The following is a 26072-nucleotide window of genomic DNA, read 5'->3' on the forward strand; positions in this document are numbered from 1 at the left end:
CCCCTAGAACAGCGGGATCGCGGGGTGGAACGCGGCCATCTGCAGGCCGCGCAGCACCTGCCCCACAGGAATCAATGCCAAAAAGACCAGCGCATCGGCCGCATTCCGGGCCAGCGTGCCGCTGTCGAAGCTGATTTCGGCAGGCGTCCGGAACAGGTGAAATGCGGGGAACATGCGCGGCACCTGGCGGGCATAGGCGTCATACTGCCCGCCGAACCGATGGCGCAGGAAATGTTCCTCGCGCGCGGCGGTCATCGACAGGATGATCCAGGTCAGCCCGCCCAATGCCAGCGCCATGACCATGCTGCCAAGCACCAGTCCGAAGCCGGTCGCCCCGATGGTCGAGAACAGGTAAAGCGGATGGCGGCACATCGAATAAGGACCGTCGCGCATCACGGCGGCGTTCTTGCGACCTCCGATATAAAGGATCGACCAGAAGCGCCCCAGCACCGCGGCAAAGACCAGAAGCACCCCGCATGTCTCAAGGATCGCCGCGACCGGGGTCGCGTGCCAGGCCGACCGCGTCAGGATCAGCAGTGGCAGCAGGGGAATGAAACACAGCCGCAGCGCAGTGATGCGGATCTTCTGGTCGAAGGGCTTGACGGACGCGACCCCGGCGGGGTGCAGGACGGGTTCGGGGATCATGGGTATGGCCTGTGCAATTTTGGGCCATCAACACCGCGAACCTGAAACGAGCCTGAACGCCTTGCTTTGTTGCCAAGGGGTCCGACGTGGCGCTGCGGGGGCCCTGCCCCCGCCCCTGTCAGTCCGCTTTCGCGGGATCGTAGCCGAGCAGCCGAAGCGCGTTCAGTGTCACCAGCACGGTGGCGCCGGTATCCGCCATGATCGCGATCCAGAGGCCGGTGATGCCAAGGATCGATGTCACCAGGAACACCGCCTTCAACCCCAAGGCCAAGGCGACGTTCTGGCGGATATTGCCCATCGTCCTGCGCGACAGCCGGATCAGCGCCGGCACATCCGTCACGCGGTCTCGCAGGATCGCGGCATCCGCGGTCTCCAGCGCGACATCGGTGCCCGAGCCCATCGCGACCCCGATCCCCGCCTGCTTCAGCGCGGGCGCATCGTTGATCCCGTCGCCGATCATCATGACGCTGCCTTGACCGCCCATGTCGCGAATGGCGGTCAGCTTGTCTTCGGGCATCATCTCGGCGCGGAACTCCAGTCCCAGATGGCCCGAGATGGCGGCAGCGGTCCGGGGATTGTCGCCCGTCAGCATGGTCGCGCCGACATCCAGCGCCTTCAGCTGGCGCATCGCCTCGGCCGCGTCGGCACGTGGCTCGTCGCGCATGGCGACAAGACCAAGGGGGCGGCGATCGCGGAAGACCGCGACCACGGTCTTGCCCTGGGCCTCGAGCTCGGCCGCATGGCGAGTGCCCTCAGCCTCGATCCCGGCGCTGTCGGCGGCATGGCGGGGCGACGAGACCCAGGCGGGCGCGCCATCGACCATGGCCTCGACCCCCTTGCCGACGATTGCCCGGGCGCCCTGTGACGCGGGGATAGTCACGCCTGCCTCGGCCGCGCGGCGCAGGATTGCCTGGGCCAGCGGATGGCTGGAGCCGGCCTCGACGGCGGCGGCGGTTGACAGCAGCTCGGCCTCGTCAATGCCGGGCGCGGGGATCAGATCGGTCACCACCGGCTTGCCGACGGTCAGGGTGCCGGTCTTGTCAAACGCGACGCGCGTGACCTTGGCGGCGGCTTCGATCACTGCGCCCCCCTTCAGCAGCAGGCCCCGCCTGGCCCCCGAGGACAGCGCCGACGCGATCGAGGCCGGGACCGAGATCACCAGCGCGCAGGGGCAGCCGATCAGCAGCAGGGCCAGCCCGCGATAGATCCAGGTGTCCCAATCCGCCCCGAAGGCCAGCGGCGGCACCAGCACGACCAGCGCGGCGATCCCCACGACGACCGGCATGTACCAGCGGCTGAAGCGGTCGATGAAACGCTCGGTCGGCGCGCGGGCTTCCTCGGCCTCTTCGACGAGGCGCACGATGCGGGCAATGGTGTTGTCCGAGGCCTCCTTGCTGACGCGGATTCGCAGCGCGGCTTCGGCATTGATGGAACCGGCGAAGACCGGCTCGCCCGGTCCCTTGGTTCGCGGGACGCTTTCGCCGGTGACCGGGCTTTCGTCGATACCGCTGGAGCCTTCGACGATCTCGCCATCCGCCGGGATACGCTCGCCGGGGCGGACCAGCACGGTCTGGCCGATCTGCAGACTTTCGGCGGCCACCTCGCGCAGTTGCCCGCCCGTCTCGACAATCGCGGTTTTCGGCACCAACTGGGCCATCGCGCGGATTCCGTTGCGTGCCTTGTTCGCGGCGACGCCTTCCAGAACCTCGCCCACGGCGAAAAGGAAGACAACCAGCGCGGCCTCTTCGGCGGCGCCGATGAACAGCGCGCCAACGGCCGCGATGGTCATCAGGCTTTCGATGGTGAAGGGCTGGCCCATCCTCGCCGCCTGGAAGGCGCGCTTCGCAACCGGTGCCAGGCCGATCAGGCAGGCGATCACGAAGGCCCAGGCACCGATCCGGGCCGTGGTCGCGATTTCGAATGCCCAAGCCAGCACCAGCAGTGCGCCGGTCAGAAGGACCAGGCGGCCCTTGCCGGTCCGGTACCAGGGCTTACCCCGATCCAACGGGTCATCATGCATGTGCCCGTGCCCCGCCCCGGCCGACGGATGGTCATGGTCATGGTCATGGTCATGTGCGCCCGTCGCGGTGTCGGCCGAACCCTTTGTGCGGCCCGCGCAGCAGACCTCTTCCGGCAGGGGTTCCGGGATGACGAAAGCACGCTTTCTGGGTGCCTCCTGCCCTTTGGGCGCAATGCCATAGCCCAGCTTGCGGACGGCCGCCTCGATCGCGTCGGTCTGGGTCGTACCGGGGGCAAGGTTCAGGGTCAGTCGCTCGGACATCAGGGCGACCTTGACCTCGCTGACGCCGGGCATCCGTTCGACCGCGCGGACGACCTTGCTGGAGCAAGCCGCGCAATCCATGCCGGTGACGGTCCATTCCCGCCTTTCGCCAACCTGAGCCATTGCCATCTCCTTCGCCCGTGATTCGGGGCACTTGTTCTCGATTGGAAGACAACTTAATTGCTCTAGCAACTAGAGGTTCAAGGGGGTATTGATGCTTTCCATCGGAAATCTGAGCAAAGCCACCGGGGTCAAGGTTCCGACGATCCGTTATTACGAACAGATCGACCTGCTGCCCGAGGCCGCGCGCAGCGCCGGCAACCAGCGCCTTTACGGCCCGAAGACCCTTGAGCGGCTGGCCTTCATCCGCCATGCCCGTGACCTTGGCTTTCCGCTGGAGGAGATCCGGGAATTGCTGAGCCTATCCGACGATCCCAGCCAGCCCTGCCAGGCCGTGGACCAGATCGCGGTGCGCCAACTGGCAGCGGTGAATGCCCGGATCGAGCGGCTGGCCGCGCTGCGGACCGAATTGGAGCGGATGCTGCATCAATGCCGTTGCGGAACCGTCGCGGATTGCCGCGTGATCGAGGTGCTGGGCAACCACGAACTTTGCGGCCACGACCACGGCACGGCCGCCGACCAGCTTTAGGGCTTGCGCCCCACGCGGGCCAGCAGCACCACCGGCAGGATCCCGACCGCGACGATGGCCAAAGCGGCCAGCGCGGCTTCCTCATAGGTGCCGCGCGCGGCTTCGCCGTAAAGATGGGTGGCCAGCGTCTCGAAATTCAGCGGGCGCAGAAGCAGGGTCGCCGACAGCTCCTTCATGCAATCGACAAAGACCAGCAGTCCCGCTGCCGCGATGGCGGCTTTGGAGAGCGGAAGGTGGACATGCCACAGCGTCCCCGTCACCCCCTGTCCCAGAGTCCGGGCGGCCTGGTCAAAACTGCGGGGGATGCGCGCCAGTCCAGCCTCGATCGAGCCGACCGAGATGGCCAGGAAGCGCGCAAGATAGGCATAGCCCAAACCAACCCCGGACCCCATCAGCAAAAGCCCCGTCGACAGGCCAAACCATTCCTGCGCAGTGCGGTCGATCAGCCGGTCCAGGCTGGCGGTCGCGATCAGCACCCCCAGCGCCAGAACGGTCCCCGGCATGGCATAGCCCAGGGTCGAGACGCGCTGCGCGGCCAGCATTGCGCGCTGCGGAAAGGCCCGTGCGCCATAGGCCAGGACCAGTCCGCACAGCAGGACCGCGACCGTCGCCGCCGCCGAGATGACAAAGGAATTCCGCGCCTCGATCAGCAGGCGGTCGGACAGACCGGCGAACTGGAACCGCTTCCAGGCTTCGACCGCCAGAAAGGTTGCGGGCACGATGAAGCCGAACAGCACGGGCAGGAAGCCCAGCCCAAATGCCGCCAGCGCCGCCCCGCCCCGCAAGGGCGCGGGTGCGAATGTGCGGGCACGCTGTGCACTGATGCTGTATCGCTGGTGCCGGCGCGCCCACCGCTCCAGCGAGACCAGCGCCACGACCAGCACGATCATCGCCAGCGCGATCTGCGCTGCTCCCGGCAGGTCCGAACGCGTGACCCAGGTCGTGTAGACCGAGATCGTCAGCGACCGGACGCCCAGGAATTCCGAAGCACCGATATCGTTCAGCGTCTCCATCAGCGCCAGGCTGATCCCGACCGCGATCGCGGGCCGGGCCAGCGGCACGGCGACGCGCCAGAAGATGTGGCGGCGGCTGGTGCCCAGCGTCCGCGCAACCTCAACCAGGTTGGCGGCCTGGGTCATGAACATCGCGCGCGTCGGCAGATAGACGTAGGGGTAAAGCACAAGGCTGAGCAGGACGATCGCCCCCGGCATCGAGCGGATGTCCGGCAGTCGAAACTGGCGTGGGCTGTCATATCCCAGCACCGTGCGGATCGCGGATTGCACCGGACCCAGCGGGTGCAGAAGGTCGAGATAGGCATAGGCGACGATATAGGTCGGCACGGCAAGCGGCAGCAGCAGCGCCCATTCCAGCACCCGCCGCCCGCGGAAATCATAGGCCGTTACCAGCCACGCCATTGAGGTTCCGATCCCCGCGACCAGCACGCCGACGCCGGTCATCAGGATCGCGGTCTGGCCCAATGCATGGGGCAGCACATTCCGGCCCAGATGCGACCACAGACCGTCCGAACCCTGCACCGCCTGCCAGAACAGCGCCGCGATGGGTGCGATCACCAGCGCAGCGATCACCAGACCGGCCAAAACCCACCCCCCCGCACGAAGGCGAAGGGGGCGGGTTTTACCCATGGGTCTTGTCGTCGCATCGGTCATGGGATGGCGACGGCGGCGCGGATCACGCCGCCGTCCCTGTGGTTCAGTTGTCGAAGCCCACCTTGTCGACCAGCTCGCTGGCTTCCTTGCGGTTCTTCACGATCTCGGTCAGCGGGGTCGGATCGACCTTCAGCTCGCCGAACGAGGCGACGATGGGGTCAAGCGCCGCACCAGCCTTGACGGGGTATTCGTAATTCGCCTCGCCATAGATCTTCTGCGCCTCGTCCGAGACAAGGAACTCCAGCAGCTTGACCGCCTGCTCCTTGTTCGGAGCGTGCTTGGCAACAGCGGCGCCACTGATGTTCACATGCGTTCCACCATCCTTGAAGGTCGGCAGCACCACCTTGATGCCGTCGCCCCAGGCGCGCTGTTCGTCCCCGCCCTTGCCCGAGCGCATCAGGCCGACGTAATACGAGTTTGCGACCGCGATATCGCAAATGCCGCCCAGGATATCCTTGGCGCCGTCGCGGTCCCCGCCCCCGGCCTGACGCGCCAGATTGGCCTTCAGCCCGGTCAGCCAGGTTTCGGTCTCCGCCGCGCCGTGATGGCCGAGGAAAGCCGAGATGAGGCCGGTATTGTAAGGATGCTGGCCCGAACGGATGCAGATCTTGCCCTTCCATTTCGGATCGGCCAGATCCTCATAGGTGATCGCGTCCAGATCCAGATCCTTGGCGGCATAGACGACACGGGCGCGCATCGACAGGGCGAACCATTGGTTCCCCGGATCGCGCAGGTTTTCGGGGACAGCCGCGGTCAGAACCTCGGAATCGACCGGCTGGGTCAGGCCCTTGTCCACCAGATCGGCAAGATTGCCGGCATCGACCGCCATCAGCAGGTCCGCGGGCGAGCTTGCCCCCTCGGATGCCACGCGCTCGGCCAGGCCATCCTTCAGGAACACGGTATTGACCTTGATCCCGGTCGACTCGGTAAAGGCCTGCAGCAACGGATCGACAAGACCCGGTTCGCGCGAGGTGTAAAGGTTCAGCTCATCCGCGGCGACGCTGCCTGCGCCGGCAAGGACGACCGCACTGGCCAGAAACATGTGGGAAAGGGGTCGTTCGATCTTCATTAAGCGGCCTCCAAGCTTTACCGATGACACTCGTCCACCGGTTATTAGCCGAGGTTACGATCGTAGTTTAGTACTTTTATCAAGTTTGGGCGATTTGCGCCAAAATGCCACAGTGTGTGTCAGCCTGTCTGGGCAAACAGATGCACCTGTGCGCCGTTCAGGCGCAGACTGACCCTTTCGCCCACGGCCGAGGGGATGCGGACATGGCTGTGCATCCGCAGGGTTTCGCCCAGGGGATGCACCATGATCTCGATCTGCTCGCTGTCGCCCATGAAGGTCTTGGACAGCACGCGGGCCGAAATGCCGTCGCCGTCCGGTCCCAGCGACAGGGCCTGCGGCCGGATGCAGGCCAGCGCAAGCGTCCCGTCCGGCAGGTCCAGCGCGCCCGGAAACCTGCCGATCGGGGTTTCAAGATGGCCGCTGTTCCAGATTCCCGTCACGCGGTTGCATGGCCCCATGAATTCGGCGGCATAGGGAGAGTTCGGGCGATCATAGATTTCGAAGGGCGAACCCAGCTGCTCGATCCGGCCGGCGCGCATCAGGACGATGAAATCCCCGACCGCAAGCGCCTCTTGCGGATCATGGGTGACAATGATCGCCGTGGCGCCGATTTTTCGCAACGTCTCGACCGTTTCACGCCGCACCCGTTCGCGCAGACCCTGATCGAGGTTCGAGAAAGGCTCGTCCATCAGAAGCACGTCGGGCTTGGGCGCCAGCGCACGGGCCAGGGCGACGCGCTGCTGCTCTCCCCCCGAAAGCGAATGGGGAAATCGCGCTGTCAGGTGCCCGATCCCGATGCGCTCCACCACCTCGCTGACCCGGCTTGCGCGCTGGGATTTCGGCAGGTCGCGCAGGCCGAAGGCCAGATTGTCGGCCACACTCAGATGCGGGAACAGCGCATAATCCTGGAACATGAAGCCGATCTTGCGGCTTTCCGGCTCGACAAAGCGTCCCGGACCCGCAACTTCGTGCGCGCCTTGCAGGATACGGCCGTCATCGGGCCGATCGACACCCGCGATCAGGCGCAACAGGGTCGATTTCCCGCAACCCGATTCCCCCAGAAGGCAGGTGATCCGGCCCTGCGCCACCGACAGCGATATCTCCGACAGGACCGTGCGCGCGCCAAAACGGCGCGTCAGGCGTTCCAGTTCAAGCGCGGCTGGCAAGGGGGCGGTCATGGAGGCATTTCCGATCGCGTTACATGGATATCCTGACTTGCCCGTCCGGGCGCGCCAGTCAATGCCCCCATCGCGCGGGAACGCGCCCTCGGCCACGGATCAGCACCCCGAAAACGAAAAGGGCCGCAGATCCTGCGGCCCCTCCCCCACGTCGATGGCAGCCAGCCTCAGGCCAGCGCGGTCAGCACGACTTCGATCATCGCGCCCGCGCCCAGGTCGCTGACGCCGACCGTCGCGCGCGACGGCAGGTTGTCACCAAAGATCTCGGTCCAGACGGCGTCCATTTCTTTCTTGTGGCTCAGATCGGTGACGAAGATCGTCGCGGCGACCGCCTTGGACATGTCCGAGCCGACTTCTTCCAGATAGCCCGCGATCTTGGTCAGGATCGAGCGGGTCTGTTCGCCCATGCCAAGGCTCGTATCGTCCGCGACGGTGCCGCCGACATAGACAAAGCCGTTGGCCACGACGGCACGGTGCATGATCGGGGTGCGGATGTTGCGGGAAATCGTCATTTGATCCTCGTCTCTCTCTTCAGGTTTGGGGATGAAACCGGGCCATGGACAGGCCCGAAATGTCGGTCGGCGTGCGACCATCGGCGATCAGCTCGGCCATGACTGCGCCCGCCCCCGGTCCCAGCTGGAAACCGTGAAGCGAGAAGCCGAACTGATAGAAAAGCCCCTTGTGCCGCGTCGAGGGGCCTAGGACGGGCAGGTCATCGACCATCTTGCCCTCGATCCCGGCCCATGCGCGGACGATGGTGGCCTCGCGCATGACCTCGAACAGATCAAAGACGGTGCGCGCGCTTTCATGCAGCTTGCGCCAGTCAAGGATCGTGCGGTTGCTGGCCGTATCGGCGGTGCCGAGATGGCCGCCGCCGATCAGGACGGTGCCGTTCGGGAATTGCTTGAAGGACAGCTTGCGGCTGCGCAGGATCACCACGGGGTCGATGAAATGTGGCACGCGCGAGGTGATCATCAGCATCGGCGCGACCGCCTGCATCCTGACCGGCTCGCCCATCTGGGCAGCAAATTCACCGCCCCAGGCGCCCGCCGCGATGACAAGGACCGGCGCCTCGAAACTGTCTCCGGCAATGTCCACGCGCCAAAGCCCTCCCTCGCGGCGGACATTATGTGCGCGCGCGCCCTCGATCACCTGCGCCCCCAGTTCCTCGGCGCGGCGGCGAAAGGCGGTCGTGGTGCGTGCGGGTTGGGCCGCACCGTCCCGGCGCGAGATGACGCCTCCGGTGCAGGTCTCGGCCACGGCGGGCAGCAGGTCGCGCACCTCTTGGACCGGGATCAGTTCCTCGTGGGTAAAGCCATGGTGGTTCAGGCTGGCGACGCGCTCCTCGCACATCCGAAGATCCTCGGCCGTCTCTGCGACGAGAATCTGGCCATGGCTGTCAAAGGCGCAATCGTCGTGGAGAAGCTCGTCGATCCCTTCCCAGATTCCCATCGAGCGGATCGACAGGGGAATCTCGGCCAGATCGCGCATCAGCTGCCTTACGCCCCCGGCATTCACCCCCGAGGCATGGCGACCGGCATAGTCCTTTTCGATCAGGACTGGCCTCAGCCCCCTGAGGCAAAGGTGAAGCGCGGTCGAGCAGCCGTGGATGCCGCCGCCGATGATGATCGCGTCGCGTCGCGTCACTCGCGCACCACGGCCTTGATCGCATCGGTATCAGGGGGAAGATCGGCCAATTCGTTCAGCGAGACCGGCTTCACCGGTGCCCGCAACCGGTAGTAACCGATCTCTGCCGGGGTGGTACCCCGTGCCTTGGCCATCAATTCGGTCACGGTCAGCCCGCACAGCCGCCCCTGACAGGGCCCCATGCCCGTGCGCAGATAGGCCTTGGCCTGGTTCGGGCCGGTCGCGCCGGTCTCGACCGCCTTCAGCACGTCGCTGGCGCGGATCTCTTCGCAGCGGCAAACGATGGTATCGCCCTGCGGGATGCGGAACTGTGGCGCGGGTTTATACAGCAGATCAAGGAACTCACGCCCCTTCTCGGCCCGGCCCAAGGCACTGCGGGCGCTGGCTTCGCCCCCCGCCGGGACATTGCGGCCAAGCGCCTTCAGTGCGGCAAACGCCGCGATCCGACCGCGTTCCAGTGCCGCCAGCGCGCCACCGATCCCCGCGCCATCGCCCGCGACGTAAATCCCCTCGACGCTGGACTGACCATTGCCATCCAGCACGGGCGTCCAGCACAGCTGCACCTCGTTCCACTCGTGCCTGACCCCGGCGGCCATCGCCAGATTCACGTTCGGAACGACACCGTGATGCAGCAGCAGAAGATCGGCAGGCAGGGTTTCGGCCACGCCGCCCGCGCTGTAGCGGACCGAGGCAAGCTGGCCGTCGCCAAGGGCCTCGATCATCTCGACATTCTTGACGATGCGGGTGTTGCGGCGGACCTCGCGCATCATCTTCAGCCCCTTCACCAGATAGGGCGAGGTCAGGAACGGCAGGGCGCGCGGCAGGGCGGTGCCACGATTGCCGCGCGGCGTCGTGTCAAGGATGCGGTCGATCTTGCCGCCCAGGCGCAGGATCTGCGCCGACAGCAGCCAAAGCAGCGGCCCCTGTCCTGCGATGACCAGCCGGCCATCGGGAACAAGACCCGCGTTCTTGATCAGCGTCTGCGCCGCCCCGGCGGTCATCACGCCGGGAAGCGTCCAGCCGGGAATCGGAAAGGGCCGCTCCTGCGCGCCGGTGGCGACGATCACGCGTCCGGCGCGGACAAAGGACGAGCCACCCCCGATCGAGATTGCGATCTCAAGCGAGGGGTCCAGCGACCAGACAGTCGCACCATGGATGATCTCGGCCCCGCTTTTGCGCAGGGCCTCGACCTCGGAGCGGCCCGCCCAATAATCTTCGCCCAGAATCGAGGGCTGCTTGACCGGCGTGCTGGTGATCGCGCGCCAGACCTGTCCGCCGGGACCGGCATTCTCGTCCAGAAGCAGGGTGCGCGCGCCATTGCCCGCGGCGGTAGTGGCGGCAGCGATCCCGGCAGGACCGGCCCCGATCACCACGACGTCATAAGTTTCGTGCATCGGGCGGCTCATTTGCCCAGCTCCCTTTTGCCTTTCTGGATTTCGACCTGCATGCCCGGCGCGACCGGGATCAGGCAGCCCTGCCGGTTCCCGACCCCGTCGATGGTCACGAGACACTCGAAGCAGACGCCCATCATGCAATAGGGCAGCCGCGGCGCGCCGCTGACTGCCGTGGCCCGGCGCACATCCAGCCCCGAAGCCAGAAGCGCCGCAGCGACGGTATCGCCTTCGCGCGCCGTGAAGCTTTGCCCCCCGATGAAAATCTGGACCGGCGGCCGGTCATCCTGAATCGCGGATCTGTACATGGCTTTTCCTGCGGATCTGTCGGTCAAAGCGTGGCGGGGGCGTCGTCGAACCGGCGCGCCGAAAAGGGCGCGACCCGGCCGGGATCAAGCGCGCCATCACGGATCATCGCGGCAATCTGGAATGCATGCTGCGAAGCAAGCGTCACGCCCGAATGGCAGCATGTCACGAACGCGCCCGGACAGCTTAGCGACTGGTCATAGACGGGATAGCCGTCGCGCGTCATGACGCGGATGCCCGACCAGCTGCGCACCACGTTCAGGCGACCCAGCCGAGGCAGGGTGCGGCGCGCGCGATCCGCGATCACTGCGCTGACCGGCAGGCGTGCGACGCGGTCATCAAGGAAGTCCTCCTTGCTGTCGCCCATCATCACGGTGCCTTCGTCGGTCTGGCGGATGGTGCCAAAGGGATAGTGCAGGAAGGGCTCGGTCCGCTCGCTGACAAGGATTTGGCCGCGCGTCGGGGCCATCGGCGCGAAAAGCCCGACCTGAGGGGCAAGCCGCTGATTGCCATTTCCGGCCGCAAGAACCACCTTGCCGGCGGTGACGGGACCGGTGGCAGTCGTCAGGCTGAACTCTCCACCGCGGTAATCAACACGCTCGACCGTGGCGCCCGGCCGGTAATCCACGCCGAACAGCCGCATCCCCTCGTGCAAAGCACGATAGGCGCGCAGCGAGTTCACATGCCCGTCCGCTGGATTATAGCTGGCACCACTGACCTCGGGACCGATCTCGGGGACCAGCCGCGCCAGTTCCTCGCGATTGACCATTTCCATGCGATAGCCGTCGGGTACGCCCTGCGCCATCATCCGCCGGCAAATATCGCTGCGCACACCCAGTTCGCGTTCGCCAAGGGCAATCAGGAAGCCGCCCGGACGCTGATAGCAGACATCATGGCCGGTCTGGTCCTTCAGCTCTTGCGCAAGCTGCGGCCACAGGTGCGAGGCGCCGAAGCTCCACCCCGCATACGCGGGCATGCCCAGACCCTTGCCCTGCACCCAGACCAGCGCGAAGTTCGCGCGAGATGCGCGTTTCGTGATGTCGCCTTCGTCCAGCACGCAGACCTTCTGGCCAAGGCGTCCCAGCCCCCAGGCGATGGCAGCCCCCAAAAGGCCGCCGCCGACGACGGCGACGTCGTAATCGGTTCGCATCGGTAATTCCCTAACGGTTCTTGTCGCTATGGCCGGAAAGAATGGCTTCCAGCCCGTAAATTCGGTCGAGCAGGATCAGCACGGCCATGGTCAAGGCGATCACCACCGCGGAAACGGATGTGACCAGCGGATCGATATTGTCCTGGACATACAGGAACATGCGAACCGGCAGCGTCTCGGTCCCCGGCGCTGCCAGGAAGACCGTCATCGTCACCTCGTCGAAGGACTGGATGAAGGACAGCGCCCATCCGCTGATGACGCCGGGAAGGATCAGCGGCAGGGTCACGCGGCGGAACATGGTCCAGGTGCTGGCCCCCATCGACAGCGCCGCCATCTCAAGCGACCGATCCATCCCGGTCGTCGCCGCCAGCGTCAGGCGCAGGGCAAAGGGGAAGACGACGACGACATGCGATATGACCAGCACCGTCATCGTGCCCTGCAACCCGCCGATCGAGAAGAAGCGCAGGAACGCGATCCCCAAAACCACATGCGGGATCATCAGCGGCGACATGAACAGCGCCGACAGCGCGCCGCGACCGGGAAACTTGTAACGCGCAATCGCCAGCGCAGCCGGAACCGCAATCGCCACCGCGATGGTCGAGGACAGCGTCCCCAGCTTCAGGCTGGTTAGGAAGGCCCGCGTGAATTCCGGGTAATTGGCGATCTCGCGGAACCAGCGCAGCGAGAAGCCGTTCGTCGGCAGCGACAGAAAGCCCTCGGGCGTAAAGGCGACCAGGCACACGACCACGATGGGCGCGATCATGAAGATCACGAACAGCGTGTGAAAGATCAGGGCGATGGGTCCGTTCCGGCTCATTTGAAGACCTCGGAATAGCGGCGCTCGACAAGGGTATTGCAGCCGACGATGATCAGCACGATGCCAATCAGCAGCAGGACGGCCACGGTCGCGCCCAAGGGCCAGTCGAGCGTGTTCAGGAATTCGTCATAGGCCAGCGTCGACGCCACCTTCAGCCGGCGGCCCCCGATGATGGCAGGCGTCGCAAAGGCCGAGGCGCAGAGCGCGAAGACGATGATCGACCCCGACAGGATCCCCGGCATGATCTGGGGAATGATGACCCGGCGGATTACCGTGGCCTGCCCGGCCCCCAGCGAAAGCGCAGCGTTCTCGATCTGCGGATCAAGGCGCTGAAGCGCCGTCCAGACCGAAAGCACCATGAAGGGCATCATGACATGGGCCAGCGCGATGACCACGCCGGTTTCGGTGAACATGAAAGGCAGGGGCGCGTCGATCAGGCCAATCTTCATCAACGCCTGGTTGGCGACTCCGTTCGCGCCGCCGAACAGCAGCGCCCAGCCCAGCGTCCGCGCCACCACCGACATGAGCAGGGGCCCAAGAATGATCAGCAGGAAGAACCCCTTCCAGCGTCGGTCCATGCGGTTCAGGATATAGGCCTCGGGCGCGCCGACCACTGCGGCAAGAAGCGTGGCCAGAAGCGAGATCCGCAGCGTGCGCAGGAACATCTCGCCGAAATAGGGGTCGCTCAGGACCTCTCGCCAATTCTCCAGCGTCAGGGTCTCGACGATGCCGGTATATTGGCCCCAGCTGTAAAGCGACAGCAGGACCGTCATCGCCAGCGGAATGATGACCACCGCGACGAAAAGCAATGTCGCGGGCGCCAGCAGCGCCAGGGCCTTGCCCCACGGTGTCTTCTGCATCACCGGTCCCCTGCCCGCAGCACCGCATCGGAGCCGTGCCAGTTCAGGAAGACCTTCTGTCCCTCGCCAACCGGCGGGGCACCGTCATTCTGGCGGATGACCATCGCCGGACCGGCCTCGGTGTCGCATTGGTAAAGCCATGCATTGCCCTGAAAGACGCGGTTGCGAATCTCGGCGGCAAGGCCCTGTTCGGCGAAGAAGATCTTTTCCGGACGCAGCGACAGGGTGACGGCGCCCGGCGACAATCCCTCCGGCGCGGACAGGACGACGCCGCCGCAACGGATCGCGCCGGACTCGTTTCGCGCTGCGAAATCGTTGGTCTTGCCCAGGAAGCCCGCCACAAAGCGGCTGGCCGGGTTCTCATAGGTTTCGAAGGGCGTACCGATCTGCTCGATCCGGCCCCTGCTCATCACCACGATGCGGTCCGACAGGGCCAGCGCCTCTTGCTGGTCGTGGGTGACAAGGATGGTGGTGGTGCCGATGGTGCGCTGAAGACGGCGCAGTTCGATCTGCATGTCCTCGCGCATTTTCGCGTCCAGGTTCGACAGCGGCTCGTCCAGCAGCAGGACTTCGGGCTTGAAGACCAGCGCCCGGGCCAGTGCCACGCGCTGTTGCTGGCCCCCGGACATGCGGCGCGGATAGCGGTCTTCGTAACCGGCAAGGCCCACCATCTGCATCGCCTCGCTGACGCGACCGGCGCGCTCTGCCCTGGCGATACCGCGCATTTCAAGGCCGAAGGCCACGTTCTCGGCCGCAGTCATGTGCGGAAACAGTGCATAGCTTTGGAACACGATACCCAGCCCACGCTTGGCGGGCTTCACCTGCGCCAGATCGCGACCGTTCAGCCGGATGGTTCCGCCGCTTGGTTCAAGAAAACCCGCGATCATCTGCAGCGTCGTGGTCTTGCCGCATCCCGACGGCCCCAGCAACGAGATGAACTCGCCCTTCTCGACCGAAAGCGAGAAATCCTCGACCGCGATCTGTTCGCCAAAGCGCTTGTTCACGCCCGAGAGTTCAAGGAACCCCATGGAAATATCCTCCTGTCTGCTGTCTGGCCCACATCGCGACAGGCCTTTCCGATGGCAGACGCCACGATTGAAAGGCGGAAAGGGCGTCACGACCGGCTGGCACAGAGCAGAGGCCCCGCCCGTCGACGGACTGGGCCTTCTTCCTGCCTTGTTGTCTCAGCGTTCGACTTCGCGGTTCCAGCGCTTGGTCCAGTTTTCGCGCTCGGCGTTGATGTCGTTCCAATCTGCGTTGTAAAGCTGGTCCACCGTGTCGCCGCTGGGGATGAACTCGCGCGCCGCTTCGGGAACCTCGACGTTCTTGTTGACCGGGCCATAGCCGTATTCGCTGACCATCAGGTCCTGAACGTGCGGGGTCAGCATTTCCTTGACCAATTCATTGGCAAGGGGCGAGGCATCGGGCTTTTCGACCGCGCAGGCGACCGCAAGCAGAGTGACCGCCTTTTCCTTGGGATAGACGAAGGCTACCGGGAACCCTGTCTTGGCAAAGGAATGGACGCGGCCCGTTCCCCAGACTCCGATCACCGCCTGTTCGGACTGGAACAGTTCGGTCATCTTGCCGGGCGACGGCTCATAGGCCAGGACGTTGTCATTGACCTTGTCGATGAAGAAATCGAAGCCGGGGTCGATCTTCTCTTCTCCGCCGCCATTCATCTTCGCGGCCATGATCAGCGCATGCAGGCCATAGGTGTTGTTGATCGGCGGAATGACCACCTTGCCCTTGTATTTCGGATCGGCCAGGTCCGCCCACGAGGTCGGCGCCGGCCAGCCCTGCTTGTCGAAATAATCCTTGTTGTACATCAGACCCGTACCGACGACGCCGACCGCGACGGCCTTGTCCTCGGGGAAGCGGGCGATGTCGTAAAGCTGATCGACGGGCAGGTCGGTCAGGGGCTTGCAGACGCCCAGTTGGATTGCCTGATACATCGGGCCGTCATCCAGCAGGATGACATCGAAGGGCGGCGCCGATTTCTGAGCCTGGATCTTGGCCAGCGTGTCGGTCGAGTTCCCGGCGACATATTCGACCTTGACGTCATGGGCCTTTTCAAAGGCCGGAATGACCTGTTCGCGCATGGTCTTTTCGAACGATCCGCCATAGCCGCCGATATAAAGCGTCTTTGACTCGGCTTGGGCCACAGCGGTCAGCGTCAGCATGAAAGCGCTGCCAAGCAGCAAGGTTCGGGCAATCTTCATTCGTCCGGTCCGGTCTGTTGTGCCAATTATTTCCAACACGTGGAATTCCGCCATATCTCGGCAATTGACAACACATTCGTCAAATGAATAATTATTCATACATCATACGCATATGTTATGATCATCCGGGACAGAAATGCGCATCAACCATCGTCAGATCGAGGCATTCCGATCCGTCATCCTTGCCGGAAGCGTGACCAGCGCATCGCGGTTGATGGGGGTCAGCCAACCCGCCGTCAGCCGGCTGATCCACGATCTGCAGGGCAATATCGGCATGACCCTGTTCGAAAAGCGCGGCTCGGGGCTGGAGCCCACCGCCGCCGCCATCGCCTTTTATACCGAAGTCGAGCGCTCTTTCGTCGGACTGGACCGGATCAAGCAGTCGGCGCAGAAGATCCGCGACAGCCGCTCGGGCAGTCTGCGGATTGCGGCGCTTCCGGCATTGATCAACGGGTACCTGCCCCGTTTCGCGGGCGATTATCTGGCGACGCGGCCGCATCTTTACCTGTCGCTGATGGGCGTCATCTCGCCCATGGTCGTCGACATGGTGCTGAACAACCAATGCGACCTGGGCTTTACCGAAAGTCCGATGTCATCGGCGGGACTGACCAGCATCCGCCTGCCCCCCGTCCCCCGCGTGGTGGTGGTTCCCAGTGGCCATCGACTGGCGGCGCAGGACAGCATCCGCATCCGCGACCTTGACGGAGAGGATTTCATCAGCCTGTCCGGTTCGGCCACGGGACGCGCGGCCATCGATCTTTCGCTGGACGTCCATCAGGTCAAGGTCAATATCCGCGCCGATACACCTCTGTCCGAAATCGCTTGCGGTTTCGTCTCGTCAGGGCTGGGCGTGGCGATCTGCGATCCCTTCACCGCCGCGGCCTTTGCCCATCGCGGGATCGAGGCCCGGCCCCTGACGCCGCGGCTGGATTTCGTCTTTGACGCGATCTTTCCGCCAAGCCGGGCGCCCCTGCCCGTTGCCTTGGACTTTGTCCAAAGCCTGAGCGAGCGGATCAGGCAGGAATATCCCGATGCCGGGCCGACCGACGGGGCACAAGCCGGCACGACCTGAGCCGACGTGCCGCGGCCCGACAGATCAAGCGTGCAGCGACTTCAGCATCGCGGGCAAGCGGCTGCAGCGGATGAAGTGTGAAGTGCGCGCCGCAAAGGTCACTTCGAAGACGTGCTTCTGCGCGAAATCTCGCGCCCTTCGTGCGGCCGTGGCGATCTGCTCTCGATCCTGGTGCAGGCCCGCGATGGTCCTCGCAAGCGCCGGGGCGTCGAACATCGGAACCTGCCAGCCCGAGCCTGACGCCTCGACAATGCCGCGAAATGCGTCATTGCCATAGCCCGCAATGGGAACGCCGCAGGACATGACCTCGGGATAGGTGCTCGAGGGATCGCCCTGCGTGTGGCAGCAGACGAAGATGTCGGGCTCTTCGCGCAGATAGGGAACCCAGCCGGTCTGAAAATCCAGAACACCCCGCAGGGTCATGGAATCCTGCAATTCCTCGGCCGCGATGCGACGCTGCAATTCGTCCTGAAGCGGACCGGAGCCGTAGATGTCGAAGATGAACGGAACACCCATTCGCTTCAGTTCGGCACCGATGCGGGGCAGTTCCAGCACACCCTTCATCGACACCATCCGCCCGCCGAAAACCAACCGCAGCGGATCGCCACGCCGCAGCCGCGCGACCTTGTCCGACAGCGCCTGTTCCGAGATCACCTCGGCCGCACGGACGCGGTTGTCGAAGAACAGCAGCGTATCGTCACAAAGGCCGCGATAATTCTCGAGCGTCGGGGTGCCGCTACATTGCAGCCCGGCCGCCCGGCCCAGCATCTTGCGGCGGATGTTCTCGGTCCGCCACAGCCACAGCTTTCGACGCATCCGTCGCAGGGGGTCGACCCGCTCGGCTGCAAGGATCTGCCGTTCGGTCCGGGGTGAATATTCGGTGACGAAGACCACGGGCACGCCGATGCGCGTGCAGACATCCAGCATCGGCCCTTCGGTGCGGGCCAGGAAGGGGATGACCACCGCCGCATCGGACAGGCGCCGCGCCAGCGCCTCGCCATCTTCGGGGCGCAGTTCAAGCGGGGTCTCGCCCTCGCCCGGCATGTATTCGACATGGTCCATGTCGGTCGTCGCATGATCGTCCAGCCGGACCAGGCTGGTGACGGGACCGGGCCAGTGGCGTGCATATTCCGCCGCCCCCTCCATGTATTTGCGGGTCAGGATCAACCCGCCATTCGGCCCCCGCTGCGCCCGAAGCGAGGGCAGCAGGATCAGTTCGGTCGGACCTTCCGGGATGTCTCCCCTCATGTCAGGCGCTCCAGCATCTGGCGAATTTCATTCGGGTCGGCGGTAAACCCGCCGTCGGCGGGGCTGCCCACGACAAAGGCGAACCGCATCCCCAGACAGTCCGTCACTTCCTTGTAGGGCATGGCGAAGCGGTCGGGTGGCTGGATCACCAGCAGCGCCCCGTCGGCCGCGAGTGTATAGATCGCATGTCCCAGGTGACTGCCTTCCACCGCGACAACGACCGGCGCATCCAGCGCGCGCCGCGCGATGCTTGCCGCATCCATCTGCTCGGGGTCGATGATGTCGAACCCCAGCGCGGCCAGTGTTTCGGCAATATCCTCTTCATTGACCAGCCGCCGCGGAGAGCCATGCGCCGAGCCGCGCCGCAGGAAGATGCCCGGCGCGGCCGTCCCGCCCCCTGCCGCAACGCGCAGCCTGGCGCGCAATTCGTCGTATCGCGCCCGCTTGAAGCTGTTTTGCGAAAAGTCCCGATACAGCACCAGCCGCCCGATCCGGGCGTGGCGCGGCTTTGGGGGTGTGGGCAGGTTCAACAGTGCGCGGTATCCCGCCTCGTGCAGATAGGGCTTGGTTGGCGCCCCGACGCGATGGACCCCCTGTTCGGGGATCAGTTCCAGCGCAAGGCTGTCCTGCATGAAGTTTCCGAAGAAATCCGCACCGGTCCAGGTCGAGACCAGATGCGCCTCGGGGATCAGGACACTGGTGGGCAGGTCCGGGTCCAGCATCCGGGCGGGGCCGATGCCGATCCGCTCCTTGGCCTGGCCGCGATACAGGTAGGCTCCGGCCAGTGTCACTTGCGGAATGACGAGCGCTTCGGTCGCGGCATGGCGCAGCGGTGTCCCCTCGATCAAGCCGCGCTCGGTATCCCAATCCCGCCAGGGCGACAGGGACGACACCTTGTCCAGCGCACCCGCGGGATAAATGGCGGGTGGGCGTTCGACATCCTCGATCGGGCACAGCTCCCTGCGCTCGATCGCCTGGCTGGCCAGATCGCCGGGACCCCGCCGCAGCAGCCGGGACAGGTTGCGCGAGATCAGCGCGCTGTTCAGCATGGCCGGCTGATGATGTCGATGATGCGGTCCTGATCAGCCGCCGGCAGATCAGGGTAAAGCGGCAGGCACAGGATTTCCTCGGCCGCGGGCCGGGCAAAGGCAAGCCCCTCGGGCCGGGCCGAAGGCAGGTCGCGATACGCCGGCAGGTCCGAGATCAGCGGATAGAAATACCGACGCGCGTGAATCCCGTGTTCGCGCAACTTGTTGTAAAGCCCGTCGCGGGACAGCTGGTAATCTTGCCCCACCCGGATCGGGAAGGCATAGGAATTGTGCCCCGGCTGTCCCGGCGGGCACAGGCAATGAATGCCCGGAATCTGCGCCAGCGCCTGCCAATAGCGGTTCGCGATGTCATCACGCGCGGCGATGATCTCGTTCATGCGGGGCAGCAGGGCCAGCCCGACGGCGGCGTGAAGCTCGCTCATCTTGGTGTTCAGGCCCACATCGGTGATCGTCACCTCATCGACGATGCCGTAATTGGCAAGCCGGTCCAGCGCCTGCTTGGTTTCAAGATCGGGCGCGACGATCGCACCACCTTCGAAGCAGTTGAAGACCTTGGTCGCGTGAAAGCTGATGACAGAAAGGTCGCCCTGCGCCACCACCGGCTGTCCGCCCTTGCGGACCCCGAAGGCATGGGCCGCGTCATAGATCAGCCGAAGCCCGTGCCTGCGCGCGACATCGGCCAATCCCTCGGTATCGCAGGGAACGCCATAGCAATGCACCGCCATGATCGCCTGGGTCTGCGGCGTGATCGCCGCCTCGACCGCGGCAGGGTCAAGGTTCAGCGTATGGGGATCGATGTCCGCGAAAACCGGCTTCGCCCCGGCCCAGCGGATCGCGTGGCAGGTGGCCACGAACGAAAAGGGCGAGGTGATGACCTCGCCGGTGATTCCATACAATCGCAAGGCAAGGACCAGCCCCAGCGAAGCGTTGCAGACCACCGTCAGGTGTTCGACACCCAGATAGCTTGCAAGATTTGCTTCAAATTGCTGCAGCAGCGGGCCGCTGTTCGTCAGGATCCGGCTGCCCCAGATCCTTTCGAGAAAAGGTAAGATTTCGGAGAGCGATGGAAGAACGGGGCGCGTAACATAAATGGGTGAATTGGTCACTTGAGTGGCCTCGCAAAAGCAGACCGGATACTGATCACGCGCACAGTTTAGCCGCGAACCGCCCTTCGTCACCTGTTTTTTTTCAGCGACATGCGAAGAATTCGAAGGGAAGCCGGGTTTTCCCGCAGTCCCATGAGCTTGGGCGAGGAATTGGGAAGCGCCTCAACCCCAGACTGTGAAAGTTTGGAAAGGATTTTCCGCGGTCCAACCGATTCCAGATACCGCCAGGGCAGCGCTGCCGCGCGAATCCTGATTCTCGCATGGCGCATGAATTCGTGCCGCACCGCCGCAAATCTGTTGCTTTGACGTTACCTCAACCTTATGCAGCGGGACCAGCAAGCGGCCTCGTGCCGAATTCGTGGCAAGCGAGGGGGTGTCATGCTGGACCTGACCGATATCCGGGGCGAATTGCGATCGCATTACGACCTTGAACCCTCGCTGACGCTGGCGACCGAAATGTCGGACCTGCATTCCCGCATGGAACGCGTCATGCCGCTGGTCGACTGGGCCATACACGCGCCCTATGTTCGCGCGATCAACCAGCTGAAGAAGGACCGGAACGCGGTCGTTCTGGCGCATAATTACATGACCCCGCAGATCTATCACGGCATTGCCGATGTCGTGGGCGACAGCCTGCAACTGGCGATCAGGGCGACCGAGGTCGAGGCGCAGGTGATTGTCCAATGCGGCGTGCATTTCATGGCCGAGACGTCGAAGATCCTGAACCCGGCAAAGACCGTGCTGATGCCGGACATGCAGGCGGGATGTTCGTTGGCGGAAAGCATCACAGCAGACGGCATCGCGCAGATGCGCGCCCGCTATCCCGGCGCGCCGGTCGTCAGCTATGTCAACACCACGGCAGAGGTAAAGGCCGCCTCGGACATCTGCTGCACTTCGGCCAATGCCGCCCAGATCGTCGCCGCGATGGAAGGCGACACGGTCATCATGACGCCGGACAAGTGGCTCGCGCAGAATGTCGCACGGCAGGTGCCGCAAAAGCGTGTTGTCTGGTGGGACGGCGCCTGCATCGTGCATGAGCAGTTCACCGCGCAGGATCTGCGCGACTTCCGCGACTGGAACCCGGGGTTGAAGATCATCGCCCATCCCGAATGCCCGCCCGAAGTAGTGGCCGAGGCGGATTTCGCCGGTTCGACCTCGGGCATCCAGTCCTGGGTCGAACGCGAGATGCCCCGGCAGGTGATGTTGGTCACCGAATGCTCGATGGCCAGCAACATCTCGGACTCGCTTCCCGATGTCGAGTTCCTCGGGCCCTGCAACATGTGCCCCTATATGCAGAAGATCACCCTGGAAAAGGTGCTCTGGTCCCTGCACTCGATGACCGGCGCGGTCGAGGTCGATCCGGCCGTCGCCGAGCCCGCCCGCCGTGCCGTCCAGCGCATGATCGACCTGTCGCAACGGCTGGCCGCGTGACACTGGCAACGGACCGCATCGTCATTCTGGGTGCGGGGCTTGCCGCCCTGTCGGCCGCGCTGCGCCTTGCGCCGCGCCCGGTGCTGGTCGTCTCGCCCGGCCCGCTGGGCCATGGCGCAAGTTCGGCCTGGGCGCAGGGAGGCGTCGCCGCGGCGATGGGCCAGGGTGACAGTCCGGCGGCCCATGCCGAGGACACGATGCGCGCGGGGGCCGGACTGGTCGATCCTGCAATCGCGCGACTGGTCACCGGCGCGGCTCCGGATCATGTCCGCCATCTCGCGAAGCTTGGCGCGCCTTTCGACCGCTCTCCGCTTGGCGAATACCTGCTGTCGCGAGAGGCGGCGCATGGCACCGCCCGCGTCGTCCGGGTCAAGGGCGATCAAGCGGGCGCCGCGATCATGCAGGCGCTGGTTGCCGCCGTGCGCGCCACCCCGTCGGTGCAGGTGATCGAAGGGATCGTCGCCTCGGGACTTGAAGTCCAGCGAAACCGCGTGGTGGGCATCCGGCTCTCCCGTGCCAGCGGATCGCGCGAGATCACCCTTCTGGCACCTGCCGTCCTGTTGGCGACCGGAGGATCTGGCGGACTTTACGCGGTGACGACCAACCCGCCTGCGATCACCGGACAGGGCCTTGGCATGGCGGCCCGCGCGGGCGCGGTCATCGCCGATCCGGAATTCGTGCAATTCCACCCCACTGCGATCGACAGCGGCGAGGATCCGGCCCCGCTGGCGACCGAGGCGCTGCGGGGCGAAGGCGCGCATCTGGTCAACGCCCGCGGCGAGCGGTTCATGACGACCCTGCATCCTGATGCCGAGCTGGCGCCGCGCGACATCGTCGCCCGCGCGATCCACGCCCAAAGCCAGGCGGGATTGCGTCCCGCCCTGGACACCCGGACCTGCCTTGGCACCCACGTCCTGGACGAATTTCCTGCCGTGGCGGCGGCCTGCGCCCGCGCCGGGATCGACCCGATGCGCGTGCCGATCCCCGTCGCCGCAGCCGCGCATTACCACATGGGCGGGGTCGCGACCGATGCCGAGGGACGCACCAGCCTGCACGGCCTGTGGGCCTGTGGCGAGGTCGCGTCGACCGGACTGCATGGGGCCAACCGCCTTGCCTCGAACGGATTGCTCGAAGCGCTGGTCTTTGCCGCGCGCTGTGCTGGCTCGATTGCGGAAACGGTGCCGGCGACCGCCGCCCCGCCGGTCATTCTGCCGCCCCTGCCCGACGCGCCCCTGCCGGATCCGGCCCTGATCCGTCGGCTGCGGCTGGCGATGACCGCGGGCGCGGGCGTCATCCGCGATGCTGATGGCCTGTCCTCTTGCCTTGCCGAGATCGCCAGGGTCGAGGCGGCACAACCCGATTGCCCCGCGCTTCTGAACATGACCGCCACTGCGACGCTGATCGCCGCCGCCGCCTTCGCGCGCCGCGAAAGCCGGGGCGGACATTTCCGCAGCGATCATCCGGCATCCGACGGACCGACCGGACGACGCACGCGGATCACGCTGGTCGAAGCCCTGTCCCTGCGCCGCAATCTCAAGGAAATCGCATGACTGCCCAACCCGCATTTCCCGACATGATCCTTGAACCGCTGGTACGCGCCGCGCTGCTTGAGGATCTGGGCAGCTATGGCGACTTGACGACGCGCACGGTGATCCCGGCCGGAACGCGATACACGGCCCGGATCGTCGCACGGGAAAGCGGCGTTGCCTCGGGGATGCAGGTGGCGACCATCGCCTTTCGGCTGGTCGATCCGGCTCTTGCCGTCCGCGTGCTTGTCACCGACGGCACCTCCTTCGACAAGGGCGACACGCTGGTCGAGATCGAGGGCGAGGCCGCCTCGATCCTGTCCGCCGAGCGGGTAGCCCTGAACTTCGCGGGGCGCCTGTCCGGCATCGCGACCCAGACCGCCGCATTCGTGACCCAGACGCGCGGCACCCGCGCCCGCATCACCTGCACCCGCAAGACCACGCCCGGCTTGCGGATGGTGGAAAAGCAGGCCGTCCTGCACGGCGGGGGCTTCAACCACCGCTACTCGCTGTCGGACGCGATCCTGATCAAGGACAACCACATCGCGGCGGCAGGCGGCGTCCGACCCGTCCTGCAGGCGGTCAAGGCGCGCGCCTCGCACATGGTCCGGGTCGAGATCGAGGTCGACCACCTGGACCAGCTGGCCGAGGTGCTGGACGAAGGCGGGGCCGATGTCGTGCTTCTGGACAACATGGACACGCCGACATTGGCCGAAGCCGTGGCGATGACGGGCGACCGGCTGGTGCTGGAGGCATCGGGGAACATGCGCCTGTCGCGTGTGGCCGAGGTCGCGGCGACGGGGGTATCCTTTATCTCGGTCGGAGCGCTGACCCATTCCGCTGGCACGCTGGATCTGGGACTGGATTTCTAGCCCGGCCAGCGCGGTCCGGGCTGACCTGCCGCACCGCAAACCGGCGCGGCAGGCATGGTTCAGGGCATCGGCACCGACGAGCCATAGATGAGGTTCGGCAGCAGCAGCGAGATCTGCGGAAAGACACTCAACACCACCAGCACGATCGTCATCGCCAGCAGGAAGGGTAGCACCTCTCGGGCGTATTCCATCATCGAGACGCGCAGGATCTGGGATGAGATATACATCATCCCCCCGACCGGCGGGGTGATCCCCGCGATGGTCAGGTTGGTGATGAAGACGATGCCGAAATGTACCGGGTCGATCCCGACCTTGGTCACAATCGGCATCAGCATCGGCGTCAGGATGATCAGCGCGGCCGACCCCTCGATCGCGGTCCCAAGGACGATCAGCACCACGTTGATCAACAGCAGCATCAGCAGCGGGTTGCTGGTCACGCCCTCGATCCAGCTCGACAGGCTTTGCGGCACCGCTTCCCAGCTGAGATAGAAGCCGAAGGCGGCGGCGGCGCAGATCATGATCATGACCGTCGCGGAATCGCGCGCGGCCTCGGCCATGACCTCGGGCAGATCCCTCCACCGCATCTCGCGATAGACGAAGATCGAGATGAACAGCACGTAAAGCACCACGATCGCGCCGGATTCGGTCGTGGTGAACAGGCCATAGCGCGTGCCGCCCAGGATCACGACCGGAATGGACAATGCCCACAGCCCGTCGAAGAAGGCCGAGCGCAGCTCGGCTTTGGTGGCACGGGTGGTGCGCTGCGGCAGATAGCCGCGCCTTCCGGCCACGATGCGCGTGGTCAGCATCAGCGCGACCGCCAGCACCAGGCCGGGCAGCAGCCCCGCGGCGAACAGGCGGCCGATCGAGGTCTCGGACAAATAGCCATAGATGATCAGCCCGATCGAGGGCGGGATCAGCGCCGTGATGATCGACGCGGACGAGGTAATGACGGCGGCAAAGGCCGGGGAATACCCCTTGCGGACCATCTGGTTGCCAAGGGTCTTGGACAGCATGGCCGCATCCGCGTTGCTCGACGCGGTCAACCCGCCCAGCAGCACGCCCAGGATGGTGCACATCTGCGCCAATGCGCCGACCATGTGCCCGACCAGCACGTCGGCCAGGTTAATCAGCCGCCGCGTGATGCCCGAGGCGTTCATGATGCAGCCGGCCAGCACGAACAGCGGCAGCGCCAGAAGCGAGACGGACTGGCTGCCCTCGGCCATTTCCTGGGCGAAGTTCGACAGCGGGATCATGTCAATGTTCAGGACGAAGAACGACAGCGCGCCGATGGCCATGGCCCAGGTGATCGGGGTGCGCAGCAGAAACAGCAAGGTCACGACAAGCGCCGGACCGGCAAGGTGCAGGAAGGTCATATGATCGGATCCGCGTGGCGTTCCAGGGTCTCGCGCCGCCAGGGGCGGTCGGACAGCAGGTGTTGGACGAAAAGCCCGGCCGAGGCGATGGCCAACGGGCCGTAATACCAGGCGCGGGACATGTTCAGCGCGACGCTGTGCACCCCGGCCGAAGCGATCGCCTGTTTCGTAAACAGGACCGCGAGCAGGACGAACAGCAGGGCCAGCAGCAGATAGTTGAACCAGGCAACGCCCCTGCGAAAGCCCATCGGAAGCGCGTCGACCAGAACGTCGATGGCGGCATGGGTGCCCAGCCGGACCCCCGTGACCGCGCCGAAAAAGACAAGCCATGCAAAGGCCAGGCTTGCCAGCTCATATGTCCAGGCGGCAGGGGTCGGCAGGATATACCGGCTGACCACGCCCCAGGTGATCGACAGGACGATGACGATCATCGCCGCGGTCGACACAACCTCGTCCCAGCGCTTCCATTGCAGAAGGCGGCCGTAAGGCTGCTCTGTCATTTCAGATGCTCCT

Annotated in this window: 24 protein-coding genes; 5 read left to right on the forward strand and 19 right to left on the reverse strand. The window is 65.2% G+C overall.

Translation table 11 applies throughout. The features are described from left to right. Positions 1-3: 3 nt before the first annotated feature. Together RM190_RS03735 and RM190_RS03740 are read right to left on the reverse strand one after the other, a co-directional pair. Positions 4-645, reverse strand: a complete 642-nt coding sequence (locus RM190_RS03735; RefSeq protein ID WP_311758061.1) for a methyltransferase family protein — start codon at positions 643-645, stop codon at positions 4-6. 118 nt (positions 646-763) lie between these two features. Beyond that, positions 764-3055, reverse strand: a complete 2292-nt coding sequence (locus RM190_RS03740) for a heavy metal translocating P-type ATPase (protein WP_311758062.1) — start codon at positions 3053-3055, stop codon at positions 764-766. An 85-nt stretch (positions 3056-3140) separates the two neighbouring features. On the opposite strand from RM190_RS03740, the gene RM190_RS03745 reads away from it, so the two are divergent. Then, positions 3141-3575: a MerR family transcriptional regulator gene (locus RM190_RS03745; RefSeq protein ID WP_311758063.1), complete on the forward strand. Its 435-nt coding sequence runs from the start codon at positions 3141-3143 to the stop codon at positions 3573-3575. On the opposite strand, the gene RM190_RS03750 is transcribed toward RM190_RS03745, so the two are convergent. The 12 genes from RM190_RS03750 to RM190_RS03805 form a co-directional block, all read right to left on the reverse strand. Continuing rightward, positions 3572-5218, reverse strand: a complete 1647-nt coding sequence (locus tag RM190_RS03750) for an ABC transporter permease (protein ID WP_311758064.1) — start codon at positions 5216-5218, stop codon at positions 3572-3574. The two genes, RM190_RS03745 and RM190_RS03750, sit on opposite strands and share 4 nt — an antisense overlap. A 67-nt stretch (positions 5219-5285) precedes the next feature. After that, positions 5286-6311, reverse strand: a complete 1026-nt coding sequence (locus RM190_RS03755) for a Fe(3+) ABC transporter substrate-binding protein (protein WP_311758065.1) — start codon at positions 6309-6311, stop codon at positions 5286-5288. A 119-nt stretch (positions 6312-6430) separates the two neighbouring features. Then, a complete protein-coding gene (locus RM190_RS03760) occupies positions 6431-7489 on the reverse strand; it encodes an ABC transporter ATP-binding protein (RefSeq protein WP_311758066.1) in 1059 nt (352 codons plus the stop codon). Between the two features lie 167 nt (positions 7490-7656). Then, on the reverse strand, positions 7657-8001 hold the full coding sequence (locus RM190_RS03765; RefSeq protein ID WP_311758067.1) for a RidA family protein: 345 nt from the start codon (positions 7999-8001) through the stop codon (positions 7657-7659). Between the two features lie 19 nt (positions 8002-8020). Continuing rightward, positions 8021-9136 carry an NAD(P)/FAD-dependent oxidoreductase gene (locus tag RM190_RS03770; RefSeq protein ID WP_311758068.1) on the reverse strand — a complete coding sequence of 372 codons (1116 nt, stop codon included), beginning with the start codon at positions 9134-9136 and terminating at the stop codon, positions 8021-8023. Further along, positions 9133-10542: an FAD/NAD(P)-dependent oxidoreductase gene (locus tag RM190_RS03775; protein ID WP_311758069.1), complete on the reverse strand. Its 1410-nt coding sequence runs from the start codon at positions 10540-10542 to the stop codon at positions 9133-9135. Before RM190_RS03775 ends, RM190_RS03770 begins: the two co-directional genes overlap by 4 nt. Further along, positions 10539-10835: a (2Fe-2S)-binding protein gene (locus tag RM190_RS03780; protein WP_311758070.1), complete on the reverse strand. Its 297-nt coding sequence runs from the start codon at positions 10833-10835 to the stop codon at positions 10539-10541. The genes RM190_RS03775 and RM190_RS03780 overlap by 4 nt, the downstream gene beginning before the upstream one ends. Positions 10836-10858: 23 nt before the next feature. After that, positions 10859-11983, reverse strand: coding sequence for an NAD(P)/FAD-dependent oxidoreductase (locus RM190_RS03785; RefSeq protein WP_311758071.1), 1125 nt, complete (start codon positions 11981-11983; stop codon positions 10859-10861). A 10-nt stretch (positions 11984-11993) separates the two neighbouring features. Next, positions 11994-12800: an ABC transporter permease gene (locus RM190_RS03790; RefSeq protein ID WP_311758072.1), complete on the reverse strand. Its 807-nt coding sequence runs from the start codon at positions 12798-12800 to the stop codon at positions 11994-11996. Then, on the reverse strand, positions 12797-13660 hold the full coding sequence (locus RM190_RS03795; protein WP_311758073.1) for an ABC transporter permease: 864 nt from the start codon (positions 13658-13660) through the stop codon (positions 12797-12799). Before RM190_RS03795 ends, RM190_RS03790 begins: the two co-directional genes overlap by 4 nt. Then, positions 13660-14688: an ABC transporter ATP-binding protein gene (locus RM190_RS03800; RefSeq protein WP_311758074.1), complete on the reverse strand. Its 1029-nt coding sequence runs from the start codon at positions 14686-14688 to the stop codon at positions 13660-13662. The genes RM190_RS03795 and RM190_RS03800 overlap by 1 nt, the downstream gene beginning before the upstream one ends. 156 nt (positions 14689-14844) lie before the next feature. Further along, positions 14845-15879, reverse strand: coding sequence for an ABC transporter substrate-binding protein (locus tag RM190_RS03805; RefSeq protein ID WP_311758075.1), 1035 nt, complete (start codon positions 15877-15879; stop codon positions 14845-14847). Positions 15880-16015: 136 nt separating this feature from the next. Between RM190_RS03805 and RM190_RS03810 the strand changes: the two genes are divergently transcribed. Next, entirely contained in the window at positions 16016-16951 is a 936-nt protein-coding gene (locus tag RM190_RS03810; RefSeq protein WP_311758076.1) for a LysR substrate-binding domain-containing protein, read from the forward strand. Positions 16952-16975: 24 nt separating this feature from the next. Here the strand turns inward: RM190_RS03810 and RM190_RS03815 are convergent, their stop codons facing one another. The 3 genes from RM190_RS03815 to RM190_RS03825 are packed head-to-tail and all read right to left on the reverse strand — an operon-like array spanning position 16976 to position 20354. Then, positions 16976-18199, reverse strand: coding sequence for a glycosyltransferase (locus RM190_RS03815; protein ID WP_311758077.1), 1224 nt, complete (start codon positions 18197-18199; stop codon positions 16976-16978). Further along, complete coding sequence (locus tag RM190_RS03820; RefSeq protein WP_311758078.1) at positions 18196-19248, reverse strand: glycosyltransferase family 61 protein; 1053 nt, start codon at positions 19246-19248, stop codon at positions 18196-18198. Before RM190_RS03820 ends, RM190_RS03815 begins: the two co-directional genes overlap by 4 nt. After that, on the reverse strand, positions 19242-20354 hold the full coding sequence (locus RM190_RS03825) for a DegT/DnrJ/EryC1/StrS family aminotransferase (RefSeq protein WP_311758079.1): 1113 nt from the start codon (positions 20352-20354) through the stop codon (positions 19242-19244). Before RM190_RS03825 ends, RM190_RS03820 begins: the two co-directional genes overlap by 7 nt. A gap of 378 nt (positions 20355-20732) precedes the next feature. On the opposite strand from RM190_RS03825, the gene nadA reads away from it, so the two are divergent. Genes nadA through nadC form a run of 3 tightly spaced genes read left to right on the forward strand, consistent with a single transcriptional unit; the run spans position 20733 to position 24183 of the window. Continuing rightward, on the forward strand, positions 20733-21785 hold the full coding sequence (nadA, locus tag RM190_RS03830) for a quinolinate synthase NadA (RefSeq protein ID WP_311758080.1): 1053 nt from the start codon (positions 20733-20735) through the stop codon (positions 21783-21785). Then, positions 21782-23335: an L-aspartate oxidase gene (locus RM190_RS03835; RefSeq protein ID WP_311758081.1), complete on the forward strand. Its 1554-nt coding sequence runs from the start codon at positions 21782-21784 to the stop codon at positions 23333-23335. The genes nadA and RM190_RS03835 overlap by 4 nt, the downstream gene beginning before the upstream one ends. Further along, positions 23332-24183 carry a carboxylating nicotinate-nucleotide diphosphorylase gene (nadC, locus tag RM190_RS03840; RefSeq protein WP_311758082.1) on the forward strand — a complete coding sequence of 284 codons (852 nt, stop codon included), beginning with the start codon at positions 23332-23334 and terminating at the stop codon, positions 24181-24183. Before RM190_RS03835 ends, nadC begins: the two co-directional genes overlap by 4 nt. A 59-nt stretch (positions 24184-24242) precedes the next feature. Here nadC and RM190_RS03845 read toward each other — a convergent pair whose 3' ends face one another. Continuing rightward, positions 24243-25559, reverse strand: coding sequence for a TRAP transporter large permease (locus tag RM190_RS03845; protein ID WP_311758083.1), 1317 nt, complete (start codon positions 25557-25559; stop codon positions 24243-24245). After that, a complete protein-coding gene (locus tag RM190_RS03850; RefSeq protein ID WP_311758084.1) occupies positions 25556-26059 on the reverse strand; it encodes a TRAP transporter small permease in 504 nt (167 codons plus the stop codon). The genes RM190_RS03845 and RM190_RS03850 overlap by 4 nt, the downstream gene beginning before the upstream one ends. Positions 26060-26072 lie beyond the last annotated feature (13 nt).

It is taken from the genome of Paracoccus broussonetiae (assembly GCF_031854425.1).
Lineage (GTDB): Bacteria > Pseudomonadota > Alphaproteobacteria > Rhodobacterales > Rhodobacteraceae > Paracoccus > Paracoccus broussonetiae.

Coding starts and splice junctions, on each gene's coding strand:
- RM190_RS03735 (WP_311758061.1), bottom strand. CDS start 645: ATGATCCCCGAACCCGTCCTGCACCCCGCCGGGGTCGCGTCCGTCAAG.
- RM190_RS03740 (WP_311758062.1), bottom strand. CDS start 3,055: ATGGCAATGGCTCAGGTTGGCGAAAGGCGGGAATGGACCGTCACCGGC.
- RM190_RS03745 (WP_311758063.1), top strand. CDS start 3,141: ATGCTTTCCATCGGAAATCTGAGCAAAGCCACCGGGGTCAAGGTTCCG.
- RM190_RS03750 (WP_311758064.1), bottom strand. CDS start 5,218: ATGGGTAAAACCCGCCCCCTTCGCCTTCGTGCGGGGGGGTGGGTTTTG.
- RM190_RS03755 (WP_311758065.1), bottom strand. CDS start 6,311: ATGAAGATCGAACGACCCCTTTCCCACATGTTTCTGGCCAGTGCGGTC.
- RM190_RS03760 (WP_311758066.1), bottom strand. CDS start 7,489: ATGACCGCCCCCTTGCCAGCCGCGCTTGAACTGGAACGCCTGACGCGC.
- RM190_RS03765 (WP_311758067.1), bottom strand. CDS start 8,001: ATGACGATTTCCCGCAACATCCGCACCCCGATCATGCACCGTGCCGTC.
- RM190_RS03775 (WP_311758069.1), bottom strand. CDS start 10,542: ATGAGCCGCCCGATGCACGAAACTTATGACGTCGTGGTGATCGGGGCC.
- RM190_RS03780 (WP_311758070.1), bottom strand. CDS start 10,835: ATGTACAGATCCGCGATTCAGGATGACCGGCCGCCGGTCCAGATTTTC.
- RM190_RS03785 (WP_311758071.1), bottom strand. CDS start 11,983: ATGCGAACCGATTACGACGTCGCCGTCGTCGGCGGCGGCCTTTTGGGG.
- RM190_RS03790 (WP_311758072.1), bottom strand. CDS start 12,800: ATGAGCCGGAACGGACCCATCGCCCTGATCTTTCACACGCTGTTCGTG.
- RM190_RS03795 (WP_311758073.1), bottom strand. CDS start 13,660: ATGCAGAAGACACCGTGGGGCAAGGCCCTGGCGCTGCTGGCGCCCGCG.
- RM190_RS03800 (WP_311758074.1), bottom strand. CDS start 14,688: ATGGGGTTCCTTGAACTCTCGGGCGTGAACAAGCGCTTTGGCGAACAG.
- RM190_RS03805 (WP_311758075.1), bottom strand. CDS start 15,879: ATGAAGATTGCCCGAACCTTGCTGCTTGGCAGCGCTTTCATGCTGACG.
- RM190_RS03810 (WP_311758076.1), top strand. CDS start 16,016: ATGCGCATCAACCATCGTCAGATCGAGGCATTCCGATCCGTCATCCTT.
- RM190_RS03815 (WP_311758077.1), bottom strand. CDS start 18,199: ATGAGGGGAGACATCCCGGAAGGTCCGACCGAACTGATCCTGCTGCCC.
- RM190_RS03820 (WP_311758078.1), bottom strand. CDS start 19,248: ATGCTGAACAGCGCGCTGATCTCGCGCAACCTGTCCCGGCTGCTGCGG.
- nadA (WP_311758080.1), top strand. CDS start 20,733: ATGCTGGACCTGACCGATATCCGGGGCGAATTGCGATCGCATTACGAC.
- nadC (WP_311758082.1), top strand. CDS start 23,332: ATGACTGCCCAACCCGCATTTCCCGACATGATCCTTGAACCGCTGGTA.
- RM190_RS03845 (WP_311758083.1), bottom strand. CDS start 25,559: ATGACCTTCCTGCACCTTGCCGGTCCGGCGCTTGTCGTGACCTTGCTG.
- RM190_RS03850 (WP_311758084.1), bottom strand. CDS start 26,059: ATGACAGAGCAGCCTTACGGCCGCCTTCTGCAATGGAAGCGCTGGGAC.